Consider the following 22,303-nt stretch of genomic DNA (forward strand, 5'->3'; position numbering starts at 1 on the left):
TTTCCGTGGAAATCGCGTTCTATCTGTCCGCCCTGGTGGCCATACTGTCGACCTTTCGCGTCATCACCCATACCGATGCGGTGCATGCGCTGCTCTATCTGATCGTTTCGCTGCTGGCAATCGCCATGGTGTTCTTTGCCCTGGGGGCACCCTTCGCCGCGGCGCTGGAGATCATCGTCTATGCCGGTGCGATCATGGTGCTGTTCGTCTTCGTGATCATGATGCTCAACGTCGGCCAGGAGTCGATCGAGCGCGAGCGGCGCTGGCTGAGACCCGGCATCTGGACCGGCCCCGCGATCCTCGCGGCCATCCTGCTGGTGGTCCTTGCCATCGCGCTGTGGGGTGGCGGTTCGCTGGGCGGCATCAGCGGTGACACGCTGCAGGCGACCGAGGTCGGTATCCGGCTGTTCGGCCCCTATCTGCTGATGGTCGAACTGGCTTCCTTCCTGCTGCTGGCGGCGCTGGTTGCAGCGGTTCACGTCGGTCGTGACGAAGAGCGTCAGATCGAGCCGGATCGCACCATGAACGAGCCGGCCCAGCGCGGCCCGGATAACGACTGAATAAGGGGGCAACCATGAACGGACTACCGGTCGAGCACGGTATGGCGCTGGCCGCCATCCTGTTCGTGCTCGGGCTTGTGGGGATGCTGGTGCGGCGTAACACCCTGTTCATCCTGATGAGTCTGGAGATCATGATGAACGCTGCCGGGCTGGCCTTCATCGTCGCCGGCCAGCACTGGGAGCAGCCCGATGGCCAGATCATGTTCATCATGATCATTACCCTGGCAGCGGCCGAGGCCAGTATCGGGCTGGGCCTGCTGATCCAGCTCCAGCGGCGTTTCCGGACGCTCGATGTCGATGCAGCCAGTGAGATGAACGGATGAACCTGCTACCCCTTGTTGCCCTGTTTCCGCTGATCGGCGCCGTGGTGCTCTCGTTCAGGCCACGCATGCCCGATCGTCTCGCGGCGGTGTTCGGTGTCGGCTCGGTGGGCCTGGCCGCGCTGGTGACTGCCATTCTCGACCTGATCTGGCTGTCCGGTGCCCGCGAGGGCGTGGTGCAGCAGCTCTGGCAGTGGGTGTCGGTCAATGACTTCCGGATGGGCTTCACGCTCTATCTCGACGGCCTGTCACTGACCATGCTCAATGTCATTACCGGCGTCGGCTTTCTGATTCACCTGTTTGCCTCCTGGTACATGCGCGAGGATCTCGAGGGCGGCCCCGGCTATGCCCGCTTCTTCGCCTACATGAACCTGTTCGTGTTCAGCATGATACTGCTGGTACTGGGCAACAACCTGCTGCTGCTCTATCTCGGCTGGGAAGGTGTCGGCCTGTGCAGCTACCTGCTGATCGGCTACTACTACAAGACCGAGGCCAACGCCTGGGCGGCCTTCAAGGCGTTCATCGTGACCCGGGTGGGGGACGTCTTTCTCGCCATCGGCATGTTCATCCTGTTCGTCACCTTTCATACCCTGGATATCCAGACGCTGCTCGAGCGGGCACCCCAGGTATGGGCAGAAGGTGATCTGATGGTCGAGCTGGCGGCGCTGATGCTGCTCGGCGGTGCGGTCGGCAAGTCCGCCCAGCTGCCGCTGCAGACCTGGCTTGCCGACGCCATGGCGGGTCCGACGCCGGTGTCGGCGCTGATCCACGCCGCCACCATGGTGACCGCCGGGGTCTATCTGATCGCCCGCACCCATACCATCTTCGAGCTGGCTCCCTTCGTGCTCGAGCTGGTGGGCGTGATCGGCATGCTGACGCTGCTGCTGGCCGGGGTGACCGCGCTGGCCCAGACCGACATCAAGCGGGTGCTGGCGTACTCCACCATGAGCCAGATCGGCTACATGTTCCTGGCGCTGGGGGTACAGGCCTGGGATGCAGCGATCTTCCACCTGATGATCCACGCCTTCTTCAAGGCGCTGCTGTTCCTCGCTTCCGGTTCGGTGATCATTGCCTGCCACCATGAGCAGAACATCTTCAGGATGGGCGGCCTGTGGCGCACCCTGAAGCTGCCCTACGCCTGCTTCCTGGTAGGCGGCGCGGCGCTCTCGGCGCTGCCGCTGGTCACCGCCGGCTTCTATTCCAAGGACGAGATCCTGTGGCTGGCCTTCGACCACGGTCACATCTGGCTCTGGCTGGGCGGGCTGATCGGCGCCTTCCTGACCTCGGTCTATACCTTCCGGATGATCTTCATCGCCTTTCATGGCGAGGAGAAGACCCATCCGCACGCCGGTCACGGCATCGCGCATCACCTGCCGCTGATCGTGCTGCTGGTACTGTCGACCTTTGTCGGGGCCATGATCTCGCAGCCGCTGGGGAATGTGCTGCCCGAAGTGGAAGGCAACTTCGGGCACGGTGTCCAGCTGACCCTCGAGGTGCTCTCCAGCATCGTTGCCATAGTGGGCATCGGTGTGGCTGCTGCCTTCTTCCTCGGCCAGCGACGTGCGATCACGGCGCTGGCCGAATCGCCCAAGGGGCGCCAGACCTGGCACTTCCTCTACAGTGCCTGCGGTTTCGACTGGCTCTACGACAGGCTGTTCGTCCGCCCCTGGCTGTTCATCGCCCGGCTGCACCGGCGTGACTGGATCAATGCGCTGGTGGACCTCTGGCCCGGTCTGGCGCTGGCCTGCAATGGCCTGCTGTCGACCACCCAGAGCGGTCGGTTGCGCTGGTACGCCGGTGTCTTCATTGCCGGCGGGACACTCATGCTCGCGACCCTGATGTTGGGCTAACGAAAGGAACCGTGAACGTCATGATCCTGCCCTGGTTACTCTTTCTACCATTCATCGGCGGCCTGCTGTGCTGGCAGGCCGAGCGTGCCGGTGTTGCGCCGCGACCCATTCGCTGGATCGCACTGCTGACCATGGTCGCCGTGCTGGTGCTCTCGCTCTGGCTGTGGGTGACCGGCGATTATCAGCTGGGAACGACAGTGGGCAGCGAGCCCGACTGGCAGCTGCAGTTCCGTCTGCCGTGGATCGACCGCTTCGGCATTACCTTCCACCTGGCCCTCGATGGCCTGTCGCTGATCATGGTGGCGCTGACCGGGTTTCTCGGTGTACTGGCGGTACTCTGCTCATGGCAGGAGATCGACACCCGCATCGGTTTCTTCCACCTCAACCTGCTGTGGATCATTGGTGGCGTGGTCGGGGTCTTCCTCGCCATCGACCTGTTCCTGTTCTTCTTCTTCTGGGAGATGATGCTGGTGCCGATGTACTTCCTGATCGCGCTGTGGGGCCACAGCTCGCAAGGGAAGTCGCCGGTCCATGCGGCCATCAAGTTCTTCATCTATACCCAGGCCTCGGGCCTTTTGATGCTGGTGTCGATTCTCGGGCTGGTGTTCGTGCACTACAGTCAGACCGGCACCTTTACCTTCGACTATTCGGTCCTGCGTGAAGCGCCCATTTCCGGCGTCTTCTCGTGGGTGCTGATGCTCGGCTTCTTCATCGCCTTCGCGGTCAAGCTGCCGGTGGTGCCGCTGCACGGCTGGCTGCCGGATGCCCATGCCCAGGCGCCCACCGCGGGCAGTGTCGACCTGGCCGGCATCCTCTTGAAGACGGCGGCCTACGGCATGCTGCGCTTTGCGCTGCCGCTGTTTCCCGAGACCTCGCAGGCCTTTGCACCGTTTGCCATGGCGCTGGGTCTGATCGGCATCTTCTATGGCGCGGTGCTGGCCTTTGCGCAGAGCGACATGAAGCGACTGATTGCCTGTTCCAGCATTTCCCACATGGGTTTCGTGCTGATCGGCATCTATTCCGGCACGGTGCTGGCGCTGCAGGGCGTGATCGTGCAGATGGTGGCCCACGCGTTCTCTGCCGCCGGGCTCTTCATTCTCAGCGGCCAGATCTACGAGCGTCTCAAGACTCGCGACATGCGTGAGCTGGGCGGGCTGTTCGGCCGCATGGGCGCGCTGCCCGGCTTTGCGCTGGCCTTTGTGGTGGCCTCGCTGGGTATGCCCGGGACCGGCAATTTCATCGGCGAATTCCTGATCCTGTTCGGTGCCTTCAGTGTGGTGCCGTGGGTGGTGGTGATTGCCAGCATCGGGCTGGTGCTCGCCGCGGTCTACTCGCTCTATCTGATGCACCGGGTCTACTGGGGGCCGCCGGCTTCCGAAACCTCGCTGGGTGGGCTGGATACCCGCGAGTATCTGATGATGCTGCTGGTGCTGGGCCTCTCCCTGCTGCTGGGCTTCTATCCGCAGCTGGTGCTCGATGTGTCGCATGCCGCGATGAGCGAGGTTAACCACTGGTTCGTCGCGTCTACCTCTTCGCCGCTATCTTCGTAAGCTGAGCTGCCATGAATCTGACTACGTCACATCTGATCGCGCTGTTGCCGCTGCTGATCGTCTCCGCCACGGTCATCGTCGTCATGCTCGGCGTCGCCTGGCAGCGGCATCACTTTCTCAGCGCCACCCTGACGGTCATCGGGCTCAATGCGGCGCTGGTGTCCCTGCTGGCCACGCTGACGGTGACACCGATCCAGGTGACCCCGCTGCTGGCCTTCGACAACTATTCGGTACTGTTCATGGCGCTGGCGCTGATAGCGGCGCTGGCCTGTACCACCCTGGCGCACGCCTATCTGGAAGGCTTCGACGATCGCCGCGAAGAGTACTACATGCTGCTGCTGTGCTCGGTGCTGGGTGCGATGACGCTGGTTGCCAGCCGTCACATGACCGCGCTGTTCATCGGGCTCGAGCTGATGTCGGTACCGCTCTACGGCATGGCGGCCTATGCCTATCGCAATCGGGTGTCGCTGGAAGCCGGTCTCAAGTACATGGTGCTTTCCGCGGCCGCCTCGGCCTTTCTGCTGTTCGGCATGGCGCTGCTGTATGCCGAATCCGGCACGCTCGAGTTTGCCGGCATCGGCGCATCGATGAATCAGGGTGGGCATGATCTCTGGCTGCTGGCAGGGATCGGCATGATGGTGATCGCGCTCGGCTTCAAGCTGTCGCTGGTGCCGTTTCATCTGTGGACGCCGGATGTCTATGAAGGGGCCCCGGCGCCGATGTCGGCCTTTCTCGCCACGGTCAGCAAGCTGGCGGTGTTCGCCCTGCTGATCCGGCTGTTCGAAACCGCGCCGGTCACCGGCAACGATGTACTGCACACCGTGATCGCGGTGATCGCCTTTGCCTCGATGATCGTCGGCAACCTGCTGGCCCTGCGCCAGAACAACATCAAGCGGCTGCTGGGCTACTCCTCGATTGCCCACCTGGGCTATCTGCTGACGGCGCTGGTGGCCAGCAACAGCCTGGCGGTCGAGACCGTCGGTGTTTACATGGTGACTTATGTGCTGACCACCCTGGGCACCTTCGGTGTCGTGGCGCTTGTGTCCAGTCCCTATAGTGGGGTCGATGCCGCTGACATGTCGCACTACCGCGGCCTGTTCTGGCGCCGGCCCTACCTGGCGGCGGTCATGACGGTGATGATGCTGTCGCTGGCCGGGATTCCGATGACTGCCGGCTTCATCGGCAAGTTCTATGCCCTGGCCGTGGGCGTGCAGTCCGGCCTCTGGTGGCTGGTGGCCGGTATCGTGGTGGGCAGTGCGATCGGCCTCTACTACTACCTGCGGGTCATGGTCGGGCTCTATCTTCACGAGGGCGAGCAGAGCCGCCGGGATGCCACCGATGACTGGGGACAGCGCTCCGGCGGGGTCATGGTCCTGCTGCTGGCCATTGCGGTACTGGTGCTCGGGGTCTATCCGCAGCCGATGATCGCGCTGATCGATGCGGCCACCATGGCGACCGGCTGACGGCAGTCGCCATCGGCCCTGCAGGCCGCTCCGTCGGAGACGACGGGGCGGCCTTTTTCATGCCGGTGCGGGCCCCGGGTGCTGAAGAACGCCGGCAGGCGGGTGCTCAGGCACCGGTCCTGCGCTGGGTATGTCCCTGTGAGGTGATGTTGATGGTGCGGGTACAGGAGAGTGGCAGCTGGATATCCACCGCCAGCGGTAGATGATCGGAAAACAGCGGTGACAGTGCCTGCAGGTTGTGGGGCGTCAGTGAGGAGGAGAGCAGGATGTGGTCGAGCGCCCGGCTGGGCTGCCAGGCCGGGTAGCTCGGAATGGCATGGGCCTGGCGCATGTCCAGGGCCCGACAGAAACGCCGGTGGGCGTGCAGCTGCTCGGGGGTGCAGTTGAGATCCCCCATGACCACCACATGGTGCAGCGGGCTGATCAGTTCCCCGAGATAGTCGAGCTGCTGATTGCGGGTCCGGACCCCGAGGGCGAGATGCACCACAAAGACGTGCAGTGCTTCCGGTCCTTCACCGAAGCGGGCATGAATGGCCCCGCGGCCGGGTGGCCCCGGCAGCCGGTGGTTGGTGATGTGACCCGGTGGCAGGCGGCTCAGCAGCCCGTTGCTGTGCTGCGCGAGCCGCCCGAGATTGCGATTGATCTGCTGATAGTGGGTCGGGAAACCGGCCTGTTCGGCCAGATATTCGACCTGATTGACATTACCCGACCGAAAGCTGCCGCCGTCGACCTCCTGAAGGGCCACCAGATCGAACGCCTTCAGCGTGTCGCTGATCATGGCCAGCCGCGTGTCGCGGCGGCGGTTGGGCAGCAGATGCTGCCAGCTGCGGGTCAGATAGTGGTGATAGGCCTGGGTATGGATGCCTACCTGCAGATTGAAGGTCAGCAGGCGGATCATGCCCGGATTGTCGCTGCTCTGGCCGGTCATCCGGTCTCCCGTGTCGTGCGATCTCACTCGGCGGACTGGGCGCTCTGGCTGCTGCGCTGCTCGCGGACCCTCTCGATCAGGCGATCGGTCACGTCGAGCATGTTGTCGATCCCCTGGGCGCTCTGCGGCGATACCTTGTACTTGCCGGCCACCACGATGGTGGGGGTGCCCATGACCTGCCAGGACTTGACCTTCGACATGGCCTGGTTGAGCTCGCTCTTGACGCCGAACGAGTTCAGGGTGTCGAGTACCTTCTGCCGCTCGACGCCGTAGTTCGAATAGAAGTCGGCAATGGCTTCATCACCGGTCATCCGCTTGCCCTGCTTGTGAATGGCATCGAAGAAGGCCAGATGGGTCCTGTCGAGGATGCCCAGCTCCTCGGCAGTATAGTAGGCCGCGGCATGCTTGGCCCAGGTCTTGCCCAGCGGTGCCGGCACCCGGTTGAACACCACGTCGTCGGACAGCTGGCCGACCCAGTTTTCCAGCGGGCGCTCGAGGTCGTAGCAGTGCGGGCAGCCATACCAGAACACCTCGGTCACGGCGATCTTGCCATCGGGCGCGCTGGTCTGGACCGGCTCGTCGAGGGTGGTGTAGCCCTTGTCACCTGAATCGGCGGCCATGGCCAGGCCTGAAAACAGCAGTCCGGCCAGCAGGGCCAGCGGTTGCCAGCGGGTAACTTTCAGCATTGCAGGGTGCTCCTTGAGCCATTGGAAATGCAGGAAAAAGTGCTCGTTTTGATCACTGTAACCGGTTTTCGGTTCCACCAGGGGGAGGACTTTCCGATCCTACCGGTCGCGGGCCGCGCTGACGAGCCTGCACCGCTGTGACCGGCAGGCGTGTTAGGATAGCGCGCTGAATCCTTTTCCTGCCCATGCCGCCTGCGGAGCCGTCATGTCCGATGCCCCTCGCCTCAATTTTCATGTGACGCGTTTTCTGACCAGCGCGCCCACGCTGGCCGACTGTCCGGCCGATGAGGGGCGTGAAGTTGCCTTTGCCGGGCGCTCCAATGCCGGCAAGTCGAGTGCCCTGAACACCCTGACCGGTCAGAACTCGCTCGCCCGCACCTCGCGTACGCCCGGGCGCACCCAGCTGATCAACTTCTTCGCCGTGGGCAGTGACAGTGCGCAGCGGCTGGTCGATCTGCCGGGCTACGGCTATGCGAAGGTGCCCGAAGCGGTACGCCGTGAATGGCAGGCGCACCTGGCGGACTATCTGCGTCGCCGTCATTCGCTGGCCGGTACCGTGCTGGTGATGGATGTGCGCCATCCGCTGACCGAATTCGACCAGATGATGCTGGGGTGGGCGGATGACAACGACATGCCGGTACACATCCTGCTGACCAAGGCCGACAAGCTGGGCCGCGGTGCTGCCGCTTCGGCCATGACCCGGGTGCGCAATGCGCTCGTCGAGTGGGAGGATCTGGTCTCGGTGCAGCTCTTCTCGGCGCACAAGCGCCAGGGCATCGACACCCTGAACGATACGCTTGCCCGGTGGCTGACCCTGCCGGAAGCGTAGCCCGCCCGGCGAGCCGTGGGATGAGGTCCGCGCGCCGCTAGAAGCTGTAGGTCCGGGTATACTTCGGATAGTTCAGCAGTGCCGGCTGACTCTGCTCGGGGAAGTGCCAGCGCTGCGCGGCGGCCGCATCGTCCTCGAGCGTGCCGCCGTGCCCCTGTCCCTGCCGGGAAAGCGCGCCGGGAATATCGCTGTTGAGCTGGTGCGCGGGATCATGCCGGGTGAGATAGTCGGCCGATTCCTGGCGGGGGGCCTGGCTGTCGGCGCCATAATGCAGGGGCATCAGCGGCCGCTGATCGGTGGCGCTCGGATAGCGCAGCGTGATGTCGGTCATGACATCGGATACGATGCCGCCGCCCTCGGGGCCCGGGCGGGCGATCACGATGGCAAGCGCGCACAGCACGATGGTCAGTGTCAAAAGATCGAAGGGGCGCATCACGACTCTTCCGGCGTTTCGGCGGCAATGGAATGATTCCCATCCCTGATTGTAACAACGCCGGCAGAATTCGGCGAAACTTTACTGTGGCCGTTGGCTCACTGTCTTCAGTTTCGTGCAATCGGTGCCGTTCAGGCGGCGAGCCGCCGGGGGCCGCGCTGCATGCGCCTACTGCCGATCGAGACGTGCCAGCAGGGCCGGCAGCTCGCGCACATGGTCGAGGCGATGGACGTGTGGCGGGCAGTCATGGCGCTCGTTTCTGGCATCGATCCAGGCCACCGGCATGCCGAGATGATGCGCCGGCAGCACGTCCTCGCGCCACGAGTCGCCGACATGCATGGCCCGATGCGGGGCGCCGACGCCGAGATACGCCAGCGCGGCCAGAAAGCAGCGCGCATCGGGCTTGGGTGCCAGCCACTCGCCGGCGGGGATGATGATGTCGAAGTGCTCGGCCAGTCCCAGCCGGTGGATATCGGCATTGCCATTGGTGATGGCGGCCAGCCCCAGCCCCTGCTCGCGCAATGCTTCGAGCAGCCCCGGTACTTCATGGTAGATCTCGACCTCGTGACGCAGGCGCAGCATCTCCTCGATGGTGCTGTCGGTCCAGTGGCGGGCACGCTCGGCGCCGAGACCGAAATCGAGCAGCATGGTGTACAGGGATTCACGGCGCAGCCAGGTGAAATCGCCGCGCCGCAGCGGATAGCGTCGGGCCAGCTCGGCCCGGCGGCGCTGGTACTCCTCGAGCGGGAAGTCTCCGGCATGGCCGATGCGCGCATCCAGCCACTCGTAGTGGCGCTGCTCGACCCGGGCCATGACCGGGCGGTTGTCCCAGAAGGTGTCATCCAGATCGAAGGTGAGCGCCTCAATCATGTTCGCTCTCCTCGCGGCGCCGGCGCGCCCGGGGATGGGCGCTGTCGTAGCTGGTGGCCAGATGCTGCCAGTCGAGTCGGGTATAGACCTGGGTGGTGGACAGGTGGGCGTGACCAAGCAACTCCTGCACGGCGCGCAGATCCTGGCTGGATTCCAGCAGGTGACTGGCAAAGCTGTGACGCAGGCGGTGCGGGTGCAGATGCTCGGGCAGGCCGCGCTGGCGCGCCAGCTGCACCAGGCGTAGCTGGATCGCCCGATGGCCGGGGCGGCTGCCGCGCCGGGTGACGAACAGTGCCGGTTCGCCGGGTGCGGCCAGGCTTGCGCGCACCGTCAGCCACTCATCGAGCGCCTGCCGGGCGCGCTGCCCCACCGGCAGCTGGCGCGGCTTGTCGCCCTTGCCGCGGACCCGCAGCCGGCTGCCGTTGAGATCGGCAAGGTCGATGCCGGCAAGCTCGGCCAGTCGCAGGCCACAGGAGTAGCAGAGCTCCAGCATTGCCTGGTCGCGACGGGCCAGCGGTGAGTCGTCATGCGGAGTATCGAGAAACTGCCCCAGCAGATCGACATCCACCGGGCGCGGCAGGTGGCGCGGTGTCCTGGGCGTCTCCAGCAGTCGGGCGGGATTGTTGGCGAGATGACCGAGGTGTACCAGTTCGTCGCAGAAGCGCCGCAGGGCTGCCTGGCGCCGGGCCAGCGAACGGGCGCTCAGCCCGCGTGAGCGTTCGCTGCCCATGAAGCGGCGCAGCAGGGCCGGGGTCACTGCCGCCCAGCACGTCGGCGGCTCCTGCTGACGCTCGAGAAAGGTGGCAAAGCTCTCGAGATCGCGGCGATAGGCGTCCACGGTGGCCGGGCTGTGCGAGCGTGCCAGACGGGTGGTGAAGGCCGCAGCGAGCGTGCGCCACGCCTGGGTCGGGTCATGACTCATGCGCTCCGCCTCGGCAGCAGCCGGGTCATGATCTCACCGAGGTGCCCGGTCAGCTGGCGCAGCGGGCCGCGCCGCAGACGTTCGGGATCGGCATCGGCAATGATCAGGTAACCGTAGTGCTCGCCCAGCGCCAGCCGCACCGGCAGGGCCGCGCCTCCCTGTCCGGACCTGCGGGCATCGGGCAGCCACAGGTGCCATGCGGCTTCACTCAGCTGGACGGGGGCATCGTCGTGGCGGGCCAGAGCGCTCTCCAGCTGATCGCGGCGCATGTCGTCGAGCGGATAGAGCGGCGGATGCAGCGGTGCCGTGATCGTGGCAGGCAGCCAGAGGGCAATGGCATCGATGGCGAAGCGCTCCCCGAGCTGGATCGCCAGGGTCTGGGCGAGCGCATCGAGGCCATCGGCTTCCAGCAGGGCCAGCATCAGCGCGTGCCAGTCGCGCTCACGGCGCTGCAGCTGCTGGTGGTCGCGCTGCAGGTGGGTCAGGCGCTGTTCGTTGCGTTCGCAGCGGTGGCGCAGGGCGAGCACCTGTCGCTCGATCAGTGAAACCGTCCCCGGCGCATGCGGGTGCGGCAGGCGCAGCTGTTCCAGCAGGGCCTCCCGACCCATGAAGAAATCGGGATGGGCCGTCAGCCAGTGCGCAACCTGCGCGGCATCCAGTGATTCGAATTCGGCCTCGTCACTCATGGCTACTCCCGTTGGGCCCTGTCTGAAAAGCGCCTAGAGTTCGATCCGGCCCTCGAAGACCCGTTCGGCCGGGCCGGTCATGATGACCGGCGCCGTCCGGTGGGCGTCCGCGCCGGCCCACTCGATGGTCAGCACCCCGCCCGGCAGTGCGATATCCACCGGACTTGCAAGCAGCCCGCGCCGGATGCCGCTGACGGCTGCCGCGCAGGCGCCGGTGCCACAGGCCAGGGTCTCCCCGACGCCGCGCTCGAACACGCGCAGCCGGGCCCGGTGGCGATCGGTGACCTGCAAAAAGCCGACATTGACCCGGTTGGGAAAGCGGGGATGGGCTTCAATGGCCGGCCCGAGGGTCGCCACCGGAGCGGTCTCGACGTCCTCGACATCGAGCACGGCGTGGGGATTGCCCAGCGACAGGGCATCCAGGCTGGCCGATTGTCCGTCGAGCTCGAGTGTGTAGGCCGTAGCGGAACGTTCGGCCGTCAGCGGAATGGCGGCGGGCTCGAAGCGGGGCTGACCCATGTCGACCCGGACCCGGCCGTCGTCGGCCAGCGTCAGGGTGAGCGGGCCGGCGGCGGTCTCCACCCGGATCTCGCGCTTGCGGGTCAGCTGCTGGTCGATCACGAAGCGGGCAAAGCAGCGTGCGCCGTTGCCGCAGTTCTCCACCTCGCCGCCATCGGCGTTGTAGATGCGATAGCGGAAGTCCATCTCCGGGCCGCGGGGCGGTTCGACCGTCAGCAGCTGATCGAAGCCGATGCCGAAGCGACGATCCGCCCAGCGGCGGATCAGTTCGGGCGCAGGGCGGGCACGCTGGGTCACCAGATCGACCACCATGAAGTCGTTGCCCAGCCCGTGCATCTTGACGAAGCGCAGCATCATGAAGGTGCGGCTCCCGGCAGCAGCGACTCCCCGGCCCACAGCGCATCGAGGGGCTCGCGCTGGCGCACCACGTGAATGTCGCTGCCATCGACCATGACCTCCGGCGGCCGTGGCCGGGTGTTGTAGTTCGAGGCCATCACGAAGCCGTAGGCGCCGGCCGAGTGCACCGCCAGCAGATCGCCGGCGGCAATCGCCAGTTCCCGGTCATGACCGAGGTAGTCGCCCGATTCGCAGACCGGTCCGACGATCTCCCAGCGGTGGGGGTCGACATCATGGCGCTGCTGCACGGCCGTGATGCGCTGCCAGGCCTGGTAGAGCGAGGGCCGGATGAGATCGTTCATGGCGCCATCGACGATCGCGAAGCTGCGATGCTCGCCGGGCTTGAGATACGCCACCCGGGTCAGCATCACGCCGGCATTGGCGGCAATCGAACGGCCCGGTTCGAGGATCAGCTCGAGGGGGCGATCACCGATCCGCTGGCGCAGTGCCGCGATGTAGTCACCCGGCGAGGGCGGCGTTTCGCCCTGGTAGTCGACGCCCAGACCGCCACCGAGATCGAGATGGCGAATGGTGATGCCGTCAGTCGTCAGCCGGTCGTACAGTGCAAGCAGCCGATCGAGGGCGTCGATGAAGGGGGCGAGCTCGGTCAGCTGCGAGCCGATGTGACAGTCGATGCCGACCGGCTCGACGCCGGCCAGCTCGCGGGCATGGTGGTAGACCCGCTCGGCCTCGGCGATGGCAATGCCGAACTTGTTCTCCTTGAGCCCGGTGGAGATGTAGGGGTGCGTGCCGGCGTCGACATCGGGATTGACCCGGATCGAGACCCGGGCGACGCGGCCCATGGCGCGGGCGGTGCGGGCGAGCTGTTCGAGCTCGGCCTCGGATTCGACGTTGAAGCACTTGATATCGACGGCCAGCGCGCGGCGCATCTCGTCCTCGCGCTTGCCGACGCCGGAGAAGACCACCTGCGCAGGGTCGCCGCCGGCAGCGAGCACGCGCTCGAGTTCGCCAACGGAGACGATGTCGAAGCCGGCCCCGAGCGAGGCCAGCAGTCCCAGCACGGCAAGGTTGGAGTTCGCCTTGAGGGCGTAGCAGACCAGGTGAGGGCCGTCTGCCAGCGCCTCGGCATAGGCCTGGTAGTGTGCGGTGAATGCGGCCTTCGAATAGACATAGCAGGGCGTATCGACCTGTTCGGCGATACGGCTCAGCGCCACGTCTTCGGCGTGCAGCTCATCCCGACGATAGCTGAAATGCGATGACGCCATCAGTTCGCGCCTCCCGGTCCGCCGACCGGATTGGTGGTGGTGCCGGTGCCGCTGCCGATGTTGGGGACGCTCGACTGTTCGCCGGTATCGCGGGCACCCGGAGCGTTGCCCTCGGGCATGGTGTCACCCTCCTGCGCACGCCGGCTCCCGGAAGTGTCGGCATCGCTTGGCGGGGCCTCCTGCGGCGTTGCGGCGCCGCTGCTGCGCGGCTGTCCGCTGTCGCTATCCGACCCCTCATCATAGGCATCCTGCGGGTCGTACCTCTCCTGCGCCTGCTGATCGGAGGGCATGTAGAGCGGGCCCTTCTGACCGCAGCCGGCCAGCACCAGGGGCAGGGCGAGGGCGCACAGGGCGAGACGGTAGTACATCAGGGAGCGTCCTCTGCGGTGGGGTTCCAGTGAGCATGGGCCGGCAGTGCGGCCAGGCTGTCGCGCGCGCGCTGGGCCGCGGCGCGGACCTGATCGGGCGCCGTGCCGCCGATGTGATTGCGCGCGGCCACCGAGCCCTCCAGGGTCAGCACCTCGAAGACATCCTCGTCGATCGCCGCGGAGAACCTGCCGAGCTCCTCGAGGCTCATCTCCGCAAGATCGCGACCCTGCTCGATGCCGAAGGCCACCGCCTGGCCGACCACTTCGTGGGCATCACGAAAGGCCAGCCCGCGCCGCACCAGGTAGTCCGCCAGATCGGTGGCGGTGGCAAAGCCGCGGCGGGCGGCCTCGCGCATGTGATCGCGCCGGGCCTCGATCGCCGGCACCATGTCGGCAAAGGCGCGCAGGCAGCCGCATACCGTCTCGACGGTGTCGAACAGCGGCTCCTTGTCCTCCTGGTTGTCCTTGTTGTAGGCCAGCGGCTGCGACTTCATCAGCGTCAGCAGGCTCATCAGATGACCATAGACCCGGCCGCTCTTGCCGCGCACCAGCTCGGGAACGTCGGGGTTCTTCTTCTGCGGCATGATCGACGAGCCGGTACAGAAGCGATCGGGCAGCTCGATGAAGTCGAACTGGGCGCTGGTCCACAGCACCAGCTCCTCGCTCATGCGCGACAGGTGCATCAGCAGCAGGCTGGCAAAGGCGGTGAACTCGATGGCGAAGTCGCGATCGCTGACCGCATCCAGCGAGTTCTCCGCCGGCCGGTCAAAGCCCAGCAGCTCGGCAGTGACATGGCGGTCGATGGGGTAGCTGGTGCCGGCCAGCGCGGCGGCGCCGAGCGGCAGCACGTTGACCCGGCTGCGGCAGTCCAGCAGCCGTTGCTGATCGCGGGCGATCATCTCCTGCCAGGCGAGCAGGTGATGGCCGAAGGTGACCGGCTGGGCGCTCTGCAGGTGGGTGAAGCCGGGCATGATGGTATCGGCTTCACGATCGGCCAGCTCGATCAGGCCCTCGCGCAGCCGGGTCAGCTCGGCGGCGATGGTGTCGATGGCATCGCGCAGGTAGAGCCGGATATCGGTGGCAATCTGATCGTTGCGCGAGCGGCCGGTGTGCAGCTTCTTGCCGACCGGGCCGATGCGCTCGGTCAGGCGCGCCTCGATATTCATGTGAATGTCTTCCAGCGCCACCGACCACTCGATGTCACCGCGCTCGATGTCGGCCTCGATGGCGCGCAGACCGTCGATGATGGCATCGCGCTCGTGGGTCTCGAGCACGCCTACCCGGGCCAGCATGGTGGCGTGGGCGATCGAGCCACGAATGTCGTGGTGATAGAGCCGGTGATCAAAGCCGATCGAGGCCGTGAACTCGGCGACGAAGGCGTCGGTGGGCTCGCTGAAGCGTCCGCCCCAGGATTGGTTGGTCTGCTGCGTCATCGGGCCTGGTCGTCCTGACATCGGATCGGAGCGGGCATGGCAGTCGCGTCATGCCTGTCGGGAGTTCGAGTGTATCAGACTCCGGTGGCGGAAGGTCGAGGCCGGCAGCGGTTTTGCCGGGCGCGGCACTGCTTTATCATGCTGCACAGACCGAATATGCGTGCAGCGCCCGGCAGCGGGCGGCTGCACGCCCCCGTTTTGATCCGGCTGGAGCCCCCGTGAGCCAACGTACCCGGTTGAGAATCGCTACCCGCAAGAGTCCGCTGGCGCTGTGGCAGGCGGAGCATGTCAGGGCGCGTCTGGCAGCGCTCTATCCCGAGCTGACCGTTGAGCTGGTGGGACTCTCCACCCGTGGCGACAGGATCCTCGATACGCCGCTGGCCAAGGTCGGCGGCAAGGGCCTGTTCGTCAAGGAACTGGAAGAGGCGATGCTGGCCGATATCGCCGACATTGCCGTGCATTCGATGAAGGATGTGCCGATGGGCTTCCCCGAGGGTCTGGGGCTGGAGGTCATCCTCGATCGCGGCGCACCCACCGATGCGTTCGTCTCCAATCATCACGCAGGGGTCGATGCGCTGCCCGAGGGGGCCACCGTGGGCACCTCGAGCCTGCGCCGGGCGCTGCAACTGCGGGCGCATCGGCCCGATCTGGTGGTGGTCAACCTGCGCGGCAGTGTGCAGACCCGGCTGGGCAAGCTCGATGACGGCCAGTTCGATGCCATCATTCTGGCAACCTCCGGACTCGAGCGGCTCGACATGAGCGAGCGCATCACCCAGCGCATTCCGGTGGAGATCATGCTGCCGGCCTGCGGCCAGGGGGCACTGGGCATCGAGTGCCGGGTCGAGGACGATGAGGTGCGCGCACTGATGGCGCCGCTGGCCGATCACGAGACCACGCTGCGGGTACTGGCCGAGCGGGCCATGAACACCCGTCTCGAGGGCGGCTGTCAGGTGCCGATCGGCGGCCATGCGGTACTCGAGAACAACAATCAGACACTGTGGCTGCGGGGGCTGGTTGGCGAACCGGATGGCTCGGAGGTGCTGCGTGCCGAAGCGCGTGGCCCTGCCGAGGACCCGCAGGCACTGGGGGTACGGGTCGCCGAGGACCTGCTCTCCCGCGGTGCCGGTCGCATTCTCGAGGCGGTCTATGGCGACGAGCGACCCCCGCGCTGAGCCGCAGGTGAGCGATGCCCCGGTGCTGATCGCCCGTCCCGGAGCGCGGGCGCAGGCACTGGTCGAGGCGCTCGAGCAGCGCGCCTGCCGGGTGCGCTCGCTGGATATCATGCAGCTCGAACCCTGTACGCCGACCCCTGCCGAACGCACCCTGCTGTATGATCTCGATCAGTTTGCGGTGGTCATCTGCACCAGCCCGTTTGCGGCCGATTGTCTGAGCGAGGCGATCGAGGCCCGCTGGCCACAGCTGCCAACGGGCGTACGCTTTCTGGCGACAGGGGCGAGTACCGCCGAGGTGCTGGGCGAGCGGCTCGGGGTGGATGTGGCCGCACCGTCACGCGGCAGTGGCAGTGCCAGCGAAGCACTGCTGGCCATGCCCGAGCTTGAGGAGCTGACCCATCAGCGGGTGCTGATCGCGGCCGGCGAGGGCGGCCGCGAGCTGCTCGAGCGGACGCTCGGTGAACGCGGTGGCCGGGTGGCCCGGCTGGCGCTCTATCGCCGCACCCTGCACCCACCACGGGATGAGGATCGCCGCTGTCTGGCAGCTGGCGCCTATCGGGCGCTGCTGGTCACCAGTGCCGAGCAGCTCGAGCATCTGCAGCAGTGGTGCAGTGATGCCAGCCGCGCCCGACCGCTGGTCGTTTCCAGTGCGCGTTTGGCTACACTGGCGCATACATACCGATTCAGCTGTGTCAGCATTGCCGGTGATGCGACACCGGCGAGCCTCGCTGCCACGGTGGCCGGCGCCCAGGGCGGGACGCCCGCTTCTCATCATGACAAAAGGGCTAGCGATACATGAGCAGTCAGGAACACGACAACGACGGGAACAGGGCCCCGAACGGCGGGCATGATGCGCAGGGCGGCGGCACGTCGGGCAGCAGCGGTGCGACCGGCAGTGCGGCTTCCCGCCATCCCGGTGCCGCACCGGAGAGTAACGCCACGCAGGCTGCCGCGGGCACTTCCGGTACCGACAGCAGCAGTACGGAGCGCGCCGGTGCCGCCGCGGACCGGGGAGCCGGAGCGAAGCAGGGCGCGGGCACGCAGCGTACCGCTGCCGGTGGCGGCGGCTCGGGTGGCTCCGGCTCGGGTCGCCAGCGCCCGAACGGCGGCCGGCCGGTGATGATCGGACTGCTGGTGGTGATCCTGATCGTGCTGATCGGCGCGATCGTCTGGGGCGTGTCGGCGATGAACAGCCAGCGCAAGACCGTCAGTCAGCTGCAGGATCGGGTGGCAACGCTGGCACAGACCGCCCAGCAGGCGCAGCAGCAGGTGGACAGCCGTCAGCAGCGCATCGGTCAGCTGCAGAGTCGGCTGTCGGAGACCGATGACACCCTGCAGCGGGTGCTCAGGGAGCTCTCCAGCCGACAGCAACAGCAGCAGGACAGTCGCCAGTGGGTCTATGCCGAGATCGAATATCTGCTGCGCATGGCCAATCAGCGGCTGCAGCTGGAGCGTGACGTGGCCGGGGCGACCTCGCTGCTGTCGACCGCCGACGAGCGCCTGCGCGAGATCGACAACCCGGCCCTGACCCCGGTGCGGCGCGCCCTCAGCAGCGAGCTCTCGGCGCTCGACGGGGTGCCCGATATCGACCGCACCGGCCTCTTTCTGCGCTTCGGTGCGCTGCAGGAGCGGCTGGCCGGAATGCCACTGTCGCAGGAAGTGCAGGCGCTCTCGGCCGAGCCTGCCGACGAGTCCACCTTCAGCGGCGACTGGCGCAGTCAGCTGGCGCGGCTGGGCAGTCAGCTCAAGGATCTGGTAACGGTACGCCGCCACGACGAGCCGCTGCAGGCGCTGATCACGCCTGATCAGGAAGGCTATCTGCGCGAAAACATCCGGCTGCTGCTGGAGCAGGCCCAGCTCGGGTTGCTCAAGCAGAACGAGGAGGTCTACCGGCAGAGCATCGCACGCGCCGAGGAGCTGATCCGCGGCTACTTCAAGACCGATGACAGCACGACCCGCAGCGTGCTGGATCAGCTTGACCGGTTCAGTGAGCGCAATATCCGCCCGCAGCTGCCGGACATCAGCGGCTCGCTCAATGCCCTGCGTCAGTTCCGTCAGCAGCGCGGGGGCGGTGAACAGGGGGATTCGGCATGAGAAAGCTGATCCTGTTCATCATCATCGGGCTGGCGCTCGGCGCCCTGATGGGGCAGCTGATGCTGTCGGTGCCGGGGTACTGGCTGATCCGGGTGGGGGATACCTCGGTACAGACCTCGTTCTGGTTCGGCCTGCTGCTGCTGCTGGCGATGTTCCTGGTGTTTCATTTCGTGCTGCGGGCCGTCTGGCGGTTGCGTCGGCCGATCACCCGGATGCGGCGCTGGAATGCCCAGACGCGCAACAGCCAGGCCATGCGGCGTACCGTGCAGGGGCTGGTGGCGCTGGCCGAGGGTCGCTGGAAGCGTGCCGAACGCTCGCTGACCCGCTCCGCCAGGGACTCCTCGACGCCGCTGGTGAACTACCTCTCCGCTGCGCTGGCGGCCCACTACCAGGGCCGCTTCGAACAGTCCGAGGCGCTGCTGCGCCAGGCGCACGGCAGTACCGAGAACGCCGACAGCGCCGTGAGCCTGGTACAGGCCCAGCTGATGCTCGATCGCCAGCAGTACGAGCAGGCGCTGGCGACCCTGACCCGGCTCGAGCAGCAGATGCCCGAACACCCCCAGCTGCTCAAGCTGCTCAAGCAGGCCTATCTGGGCGTGGGTGACTGGGAGGGCATCCGCCGGCTGCTGCCGCGGCTCGAACGCCACCGGCTGATCGGTGAGGATGAGCGTGCCGATCTCGAGCGGCGCACCTACCGCACCCTGATGCGTCAGGCCAGCCAGAGCGACAATGAGCTCGAACGGGTGCGTTCGCTGTGGAGCGACATGCCCGATCACCTGAGCAGTGACGTCGAGCTGATCCTGCTCCATGTGGGGGCGCTGCAGCGCGCCGGCGACAGTGCCCAGGCCGAACGCCAGCTGCGCCAGGCGCTGAAATCGCACTGGGATACCCGGCTGATTCGTCACTACGGCACTCTCGAAGTCGATCCCAACCGGCAGCTGGTGACGGCCGAGAAGTGGCTGCAGGAGCGGCCCAACGACCCCGAGCTGCTGATGACGCTGGGTCGGCTGTCGCTGCGCAACGCTTACTGGGGCAAGGCTCAGGAGTACTTCGAGGCGAGCCACCGGCAGCGTCCCAGCGGCGAGGTCTGTGCCGAGCTGGCGCGCCTTTACGCCAATCTCGGCGAGCACAGCAAGAGCCAGTTCTACTATCGCAAGAGCGTGGAACTGCTCGACCGTTCGCTGCCGACCCTGCCGCAGCCCAGCGAACACACCCGCTGATGACGGCGCCGGCCCCGCGCCGGCGTCCGCCTTTACGCATGATTCTTGCGCCTGCGGGCGCTTCGGTTAACGGAAGAGTGGCATGACACGTTCGGGACGCGCCGTGTTCGGCGCCTGGCTGGTGGGCCTGGGTCTGACGCTGGCGGTGCCGGCGATGGCCGGCGACAGCCGTGATGTAGTGCGCGATACGCTGGACAACGGACTGCAGGTAGTGGTGGTCCACAGCGATCTGGCGCCGGTGGTGACCACCCAGATGAACTACCGGGTCGGCTCCAGCGAGGCGCCGGAGGGCTTTCCCGGCATGGCGCACGCCACCGAGCACATGATGTTCCGGGGCAGCCCGGGCCTGTCGAAGGATCAGCTGTCGGCCATCTCGGCCAGCATGGGTGGCGACATGAACGCCTTCACCGCCCAGGACCTGACCCAGTACCACTTCACCGTGCCGCGCAATGACCTGGATGTCGCCCTGCATATCGAGGCCGCCCGCATGAAGGGGCTGGATCTGGATGCCGACGACTGGCAGCAGGAGCGCGGCGCGATCGAGCAGGAAGTCTCCGGTGATCTCTCCAATCCGGCGTTCCGGTTCTACACTCAGCTGGTCGATGAACTCTTCCGGGGGACGCCCTACGCCCATACCCCGCTGGGTACCCGCGATTCGTTCGACAGGACCACGGTGGCGCAGCTGCGGGAGTTCTACAGCAGCTGGTATGTACCCAACAACGCCGTGCTGGTGATTGCCGGCGATGTCGATCCCGGGCAGACACTGTCGAAAGTGCGGTCACTGTTCGGCGATATTCCGCGCCAGCCGCTGCCCGAGCGCCCCGAATTCGAGTTCTCGCCGGTCAGGGGGCAGTCGCTCGAGCTCTCCACCAACAATCCCTATGGCTCGATCTACATGGCCTGGCGGCTGCCGGGGCTGCGTGATGACGATTTTGCCACGGCGAAGATCATGCTGGATGCGCTCGGCTCGCAGCGCGGTGAGCTGGCGGCCATGGGCTTCAACGGTACGGCGCTGGCCGGTGGCATGGGGGGCCGGCTGATGCCGCATGCCGGGCTGGCGATGGCCTACGGGGCTTTCCCGGCCGACGGCGATCCGGCCCCGATCCGGGCGCGCATGCGCGAGATCATCCGCCATGTGGCTCACGAGGGCGTCGATCCCGCGCTGGTGGAAGCCGCCAAGCGACGGGCGATCGCGGCCATCGAATCGCGGCGCAATTCGATCTCCGGGCTGGCCGGGGCGTGGTCGGAGGCGCTGGTCGAACAGGGGGTCGACTCGCCCGACAGGCTGGTGGCGCGCATCGAGGCCGTGACACCCGAGCAGGTCAATGCGCTCGCCGAACGCGTACTCGACCCCGATCAGGCGATCATGGCGACGCTGACCCCCAAACAGTCCGGGGAGCCGGTGTCGAAGGAGGGCTATGGTCAGCCGGAAGAGTTCGGCACTACCCCGGAGAGCTCGGTGGAGCTGCCGCAGTGGGCGCAGCAGGCCTTTGCAAAGCTGGATATTCCGGTCTCCTCGCTCGAGCCGGCCGACATGCAGCTGGCCAACGGCATCCGCCTGATCGTGCAGCCCGAGCAGGCCAGCCAGCGGCTGACCCTGATCGGCGGCATCGACACCAATCCCGATCTGCAGGTGCCGGCAGAGCACACGGGTGTCGCCGAGCTGCTCGAGGGGCTCTATCAGTACGGCAGCGCGCAGCATGACCGACTTGAACTGCAGCGCCGGCTGGATGCCATCGGCGCCGACGAGAGTGCCGGTTCGCGCTTCTCGCTGTCGGTGGCAAAGGAACACTTCGAGCAGGGCGTACAGCTGCTCGCCGAACACGAGCAGCATCCGAACTTCTCGAAGCGGGCGTTCTCGATCCTCAAGCGCCAGCACGCCTCGTCGCTGCCGGGCTATCTCAACAGCCCCGACTTTCTCGATCAGCAGGCGATGCAGCAGGCCCTGCTGCCCGACGGGGACCCGGCGCTGCGGCACATGACGCCCGAGTCGGTGCAGGGACTGACGCTGGATGACGTGCGAAACTACTTCCAGCAGGCGTATCGGCCCGACATGACCACCATCGTGGTGGTGGGCGATATCACGCCCGAGCGGGCCCGCCGGGTGGTCGAGCAGGCCTTCGGCGACTGGCAGGCCAGCGGACCGAAACCCGAGACCCGCTATCCCTCGGTGCCGCTCAACGAGGCATCGCGCTTTCACACGCCGGACAGCTCGGCCCAACAGGCCAGCGTGAGTCTGGCGGAGATGGTGGATGTCGATCGTGACAGCCCCGATCGCTTTGCGCTCTATCTGGGCAACCAGATCCTCAGCGGCGACTTCTCCTCGCGGCTGCACCGGGCGCTGCGCGAGGATCGCGGGCTGGTCTATGGCGTCGGCTCGAACTTCTCCCTGCAGGCCCGGCGCGGCCGTTTCGAGGTGAGTTACGGCAGCGATCCGGAGAAGATCGAAACGGCTCGTTCGCTGATCCTGCAGAACCTGCAGCGCATGCGAAACGAACCGGTGTCGGGGGAGGAGCTGCACCGTGCCAAGGGCACCCTGCTGCGCCAGATGCCGCTGAACGAGTCGAGCTATGGGGCGATCGGCGGCCAGCTTTTGTCGCTGTCGCTCAACGGCAAGCCGCTCGATGCCAGTACCCGCGCCGCGCAGCACTATCTCGAGCTGACGCCGCAGGCGGTGCAGGCGGCCTGGCAGGCGCATGTGCGCCCGGATGACCTGGTGACCGGCGTGCGCGGCCCGGATTCCGGGCAGTAGCCTCGGCCCGCGCGCACTTCAGGAGG

At 66.4% G+C, this 22,303-nt stretch carries 21 protein-coding genes; 11 read left to right on the top strand and 10 right to left on the bottom strand.

Features of this window, described 5'->3' with window-relative positions:
* Positions 1 to 5 precede the first annotated feature (5 nt).
* Genes nuoJ through nuoN form a run of 5 tightly spaced genes read left to right on the top strand, consistent with a single transcriptional unit; the run spans position 6 to position 5,743 of the window.
* Positions 6 to 560, top strand: a complete 555-nt coding sequence (gene nuoJ, locus C7446_RS01285; RefSeq protein WP_121170515.1) for an NADH-quinone oxidoreductase subunit J — start codon at positions 6 to 8, stop codon at positions 558 to 560.
* 14 nt (positions 561 to 574) lie between these two features.
* On the top strand, positions 575 to 883 hold the full coding sequence (gene nuoK, locus C7446_RS01290) for an NADH-quinone oxidoreductase subunit NuoK (RefSeq protein WP_121170517.1): 309 nt from the start codon (positions 575 to 577) through the stop codon (positions 881 to 883).
* Complete coding sequence (nuoL, locus tag C7446_RS01295) at positions 880 to 2,730, top strand: NADH-quinone oxidoreductase subunit L (RefSeq protein WP_121170519.1); 1,851 nt, start codon at positions 880 to 882, stop codon at positions 2,728 to 2,730. Before nuoK ends, nuoL begins: the two co-directional genes overlap by 4 nt.
* 20 nt (positions 2,731 to 2,750) lie before the next feature.
* On the top strand, positions 2,751 to 4,280 hold the full coding sequence (gene nuoM, locus C7446_RS01300) for an NADH-quinone oxidoreductase subunit M (RefSeq protein WP_121170521.1): 1,530 nt from the start codon (positions 2,751 to 2,753) through the stop codon (positions 4,278 to 4,280).
* 11 nt (positions 4,281 to 4,291) lie between these two features.
* Entirely contained in the window at positions 4,292 to 5,743 is a 1,452-nt protein-coding gene (gene nuoN / locus C7446_RS01305) for an NADH-quinone oxidoreductase subunit NuoN (protein ID WP_121170523.1), read from the top strand.
* A gap of 106 nt (positions 5,744 to 5,849) precedes the next feature.
* Here the strand turns inward: nuoN and C7446_RS01310 are convergent, their stop codons facing one another.
* Both C7446_RS01310 and C7446_RS01315 read right to left on the bottom strand, forming a co-directional pair.
* Complete coding sequence (locus C7446_RS01310) at positions 5,850 to 6,671, bottom strand: endonuclease/exonuclease/phosphatase family protein (protein ID WP_211327817.1); 822 nt, start codon at positions 6,669 to 6,671, stop codon at positions 5,850 to 5,852.
* A gap of 23 nt (positions 6,672 to 6,694) precedes the next feature.
* Complete coding sequence (locus tag C7446_RS01315; protein WP_121170527.1) at positions 6,695 to 7,357, bottom strand: thiol:disulfide interchange protein DsbA/DsbL; 663 nt, start codon at positions 7,355 to 7,357, stop codon at positions 6,695 to 6,697.
* 205 nt (positions 7,358 to 7,562) lie between these two features.
* On the opposite strand from C7446_RS01315, the gene yihA reads away from it, so the two are divergent.
* On the top strand, positions 7,563 to 8,186 hold the full coding sequence (gene yihA, locus C7446_RS01320) for a ribosome biogenesis GTP-binding protein YihA/YsxC (RefSeq protein WP_121170529.1): 624 nt from the start codon (positions 7,563 to 7,565) through the stop codon (positions 8,184 to 8,186).
* Between the two features lie 37 nt (positions 8,187 to 8,223).
* Here the strand turns inward: yihA and C7446_RS01325 are convergent, their stop codons facing one another.
* The 8 genes from C7446_RS01325 to argH all read right to left on the bottom strand — a co-directional run bounded on the left by C7446_RS01325 (position 8,224) and on the right by argH (position 15,039).
* Positions 8,224 to 8,619 (bottom strand): hypothetical protein, encoded by a 396-nt coding sequence (locus C7446_RS01325; protein WP_121170531.1) that lies wholly within the window; start codon positions 8,617 to 8,619, stop codon positions 8,224 to 8,226.
* Positions 8,620 to 8,787: 168 nt separating this feature from the next.
* Positions 8,788 to 9,489: an HAD family hydrolase gene (locus C7446_RS01330; RefSeq protein WP_121170541.1), complete on the bottom strand. Its 702-nt coding sequence runs from the start codon at positions 9,487 to 9,489 to the stop codon at positions 8,788 to 8,790.
* The gene (locus tag C7446_RS01335; RefSeq protein ID WP_121170543.1) at positions 9,482 to 10,411 is read right to left on the bottom strand and encodes a tyrosine recombinase XerC; all 930 of its coding nucleotides are present in this window, start codon (positions 10,409 to 10,411) and stop codon (positions 9,482 to 9,484) included. The genes C7446_RS01330 and C7446_RS01335 overlap by 8 nt, the downstream gene beginning before the upstream one ends.
* Positions 10,408 to 11,097 (bottom strand): DUF484 family protein, encoded by a 690-nt coding sequence (locus C7446_RS01340; RefSeq protein ID WP_121170545.1) that lies wholly within the window; start codon positions 11,095 to 11,097, stop codon positions 10,408 to 10,410. The genes C7446_RS01335 and C7446_RS01340 overlap by 4 nt, the downstream gene beginning before the upstream one ends.
* Before the next feature lie 33 nt (positions 11,098 to 11,130).
* Complete coding sequence (gene dapF / locus C7446_RS01345; protein WP_147408710.1) at positions 11,131 to 11,973, bottom strand: diaminopimelate epimerase; 843 nt, start codon at positions 11,971 to 11,973, stop codon at positions 11,131 to 11,133.
* Complete coding sequence (gene lysA / locus C7446_RS01350; RefSeq protein ID WP_121170547.1) at positions 11,970 to 13,238, bottom strand: diaminopimelate decarboxylase; 1,269 nt, start codon at positions 13,236 to 13,238, stop codon at positions 11,970 to 11,972. Before lysA ends, dapF begins: the two co-directional genes overlap by 4 nt.
* Entirely contained in the window at positions 13,238 to 13,606 is a 369-nt protein-coding gene (lptM, locus tag C7446_RS01355; protein WP_121170548.1) for an LPS translocon maturation chaperone LptM, read from the bottom strand. Before lptM ends, lysA begins: the two co-directional genes overlap by 1 nt.
* A complete protein-coding gene (gene argH, locus C7446_RS01360; RefSeq protein ID WP_121170550.1) occupies positions 13,606 to 15,039 on the bottom strand; it encodes an argininosuccinate lyase in 1,434 nt (477 codons plus the stop codon). Before argH ends, lptM begins: the two co-directional genes overlap by 1 nt.
* A gap of 218 nt (positions 15,040 to 15,257) precedes the next feature.
* On the opposite strand from argH, the gene hemC reads away from it, so the two are divergent.
* From hemC to C7446_RS01385, 5 genes are all read left to right on the top strand, one after another.
* Positions 15,258 to 16,211, top strand: a complete 954-nt coding sequence (hemC, locus tag C7446_RS01365) for a hydroxymethylbilane synthase (RefSeq protein ID WP_121170552.1) — start codon at positions 15,258 to 15,260, stop codon at positions 16,209 to 16,211.
* A 7-nt stretch (positions 16,212 to 16,218) separates the two neighbouring features.
* Complete coding sequence (locus tag C7446_RS01370; protein ID WP_245977593.1) at positions 16,219 to 17,010, top strand: uroporphyrinogen-III synthase; 792 nt, start codon at positions 16,219 to 16,221, stop codon at positions 17,008 to 17,010.
* Entirely contained in the window at positions 17,007 to 18,305 is a 1,299-nt protein-coding gene (locus C7446_RS01375) for a uroporphyrinogen-III C-methyltransferase (RefSeq protein WP_121170556.1), read from the top strand. The genes C7446_RS01370 and C7446_RS01375 overlap by 4 nt, the downstream gene beginning before the upstream one ends.
* Positions 18,302 to 19,525 (top strand): heme biosynthesis HemY N-terminal domain-containing protein, encoded by a 1,224-nt coding sequence (locus C7446_RS01380; protein WP_121170558.1) that lies wholly within the window; start codon positions 18,302 to 18,304, stop codon positions 19,523 to 19,525. The genes C7446_RS01375 and C7446_RS01380 overlap by 4 nt, the downstream gene beginning before the upstream one ends.
* 82 nt (positions 19,526 to 19,607) lie before the next feature.
* Entirely contained in the window at positions 19,608 to 22,277 is a 2,670-nt protein-coding gene (locus C7446_RS01385) for a M16 family metallopeptidase (RefSeq protein WP_121170560.1), read from the top strand.
* Positions 22,278 to 22,303: the final 26 nt, after the last annotated feature.

The sequence above is a fragment of the Kushneria sinocarnis genome, from assembly GCF_003633775.1.
Lineage (GTDB): Bacteria > Pseudomonadota > Gammaproteobacteria > Pseudomonadales > Halomonadaceae > Kushneria > Kushneria sinocarnis.

What these genes read in the sequence shown, in the direction of transcription:
- nuoL (WP_121170519.1), top strand. Translation starts at nt 880, where the DNA reads ATGAACCTGCTACCCCTTGTTGCCCTGTTTCCGCTGATCGGCGCCGTG.
- C7446_RS01335 (WP_121170543.1), bottom strand. Translation starts at nt 10,411, where the DNA reads ATGAGTCATGACCCGACCCAGGCGTGGCGCACGCTCGCTGCGGCCTTC.
- lysA (WP_121170547.1), bottom strand. Translation starts at nt 13,238, where the DNA reads ATGGCGTCATCGCATTTCAGCTATCGTCGGGATGAGCTGCACGCCGAA.
- lptM (WP_121170548.1), bottom strand. Translation starts at nt 13,606, where the DNA reads ATGTACTACCGTCTCGCCCTGTGCGCCCTCGCCCTGCCCCTGGTGCTG.
- argH (WP_121170550.1), bottom strand. Translation starts at nt 15,039, where the DNA reads ATGACGCAGCAGACCAACCAATCCTGGGGCGGACGCTTCAGCGAGCCC.
- C7446_RS01340 (WP_121170545.1), bottom strand. Translation starts at nt 11,097, where the DNA reads ATGAGTGACGAGGCCGAATTCGAATCACTGGATGCCGCGCAGGTTGCG.
- C7446_RS01385 (WP_121170560.1), top strand. Translation starts at nt 19,608, where the DNA reads ATGACACGTTCGGGACGCGCCGTGTTCGGCGCCTGGCTGGTGGGCCTG.
- C7446_RS01380 (WP_121170558.1), top strand. Translation starts at nt 18,302, where the DNA reads ATGAGAAAGCTGATCCTGTTCATCATCATCGGGCTGGCGCTCGGCGCC.
- nuoN (WP_121170523.1), top strand. Translation starts at nt 4,292, where the DNA reads ATGAATCTGACTACGTCACATCTGATCGCGCTGTTGCCGCTGCTGATC.
- yihA (WP_121170529.1), top strand. Translation starts at nt 7,563, where the DNA reads ATGTCCGATGCCCCTCGCCTCAATTTTCATGTGACGCGTTTTCTGACC.
- C7446_RS01325 (WP_121170531.1), bottom strand. Translation starts at nt 8,619, where the DNA reads ATGCGCCCCTTCGATCTTTTGACACTGACCATCGTGCTGTGCGCGCTT.
- C7446_RS01375 (WP_121170556.1), top strand. Translation starts at nt 17,007, where the DNA reads ATGAGCAGTCAGGAACACGACAACGACGGGAACAGGGCCCCGAACGGC.
- dapF (WP_147408710.1), bottom strand. Translation starts at nt 11,973, where the DNA reads ATGATGCTGCGCTTCGTCAAGATGCACGGGCTGGGCAACGACTTCATG.
- C7446_RS01310 (WP_211327817.1), bottom strand. Translation starts at nt 6,671, where the DNA reads ATGACCGGCCAGAGCAGCGACAATCCGGGCATGATCCGCCTGCTGACC.
- nuoK (WP_121170517.1), top strand. Translation starts at nt 575, where the DNA reads ATGAACGGACTACCGGTCGAGCACGGTATGGCGCTGGCCGCCATCCTG.
- C7446_RS01315 (WP_121170527.1), bottom strand. Translation starts at nt 7,357, where the DNA reads ATGCTGAAAGTTACCCGCTGGCAACCGCTGGCCCTGCTGGCCGGACTG.
- nuoM (WP_121170521.1), top strand. Translation starts at nt 2,751, where the DNA reads ATGATCCTGCCCTGGTTACTCTTTCTACCATTCATCGGCGGCCTGCTG.
- C7446_RS01330 (WP_121170541.1), bottom strand. Translation starts at nt 9,489, where the DNA reads ATGATTGAGGCGCTCACCTTCGATCTGGATGACACCTTCTGGGACAAC.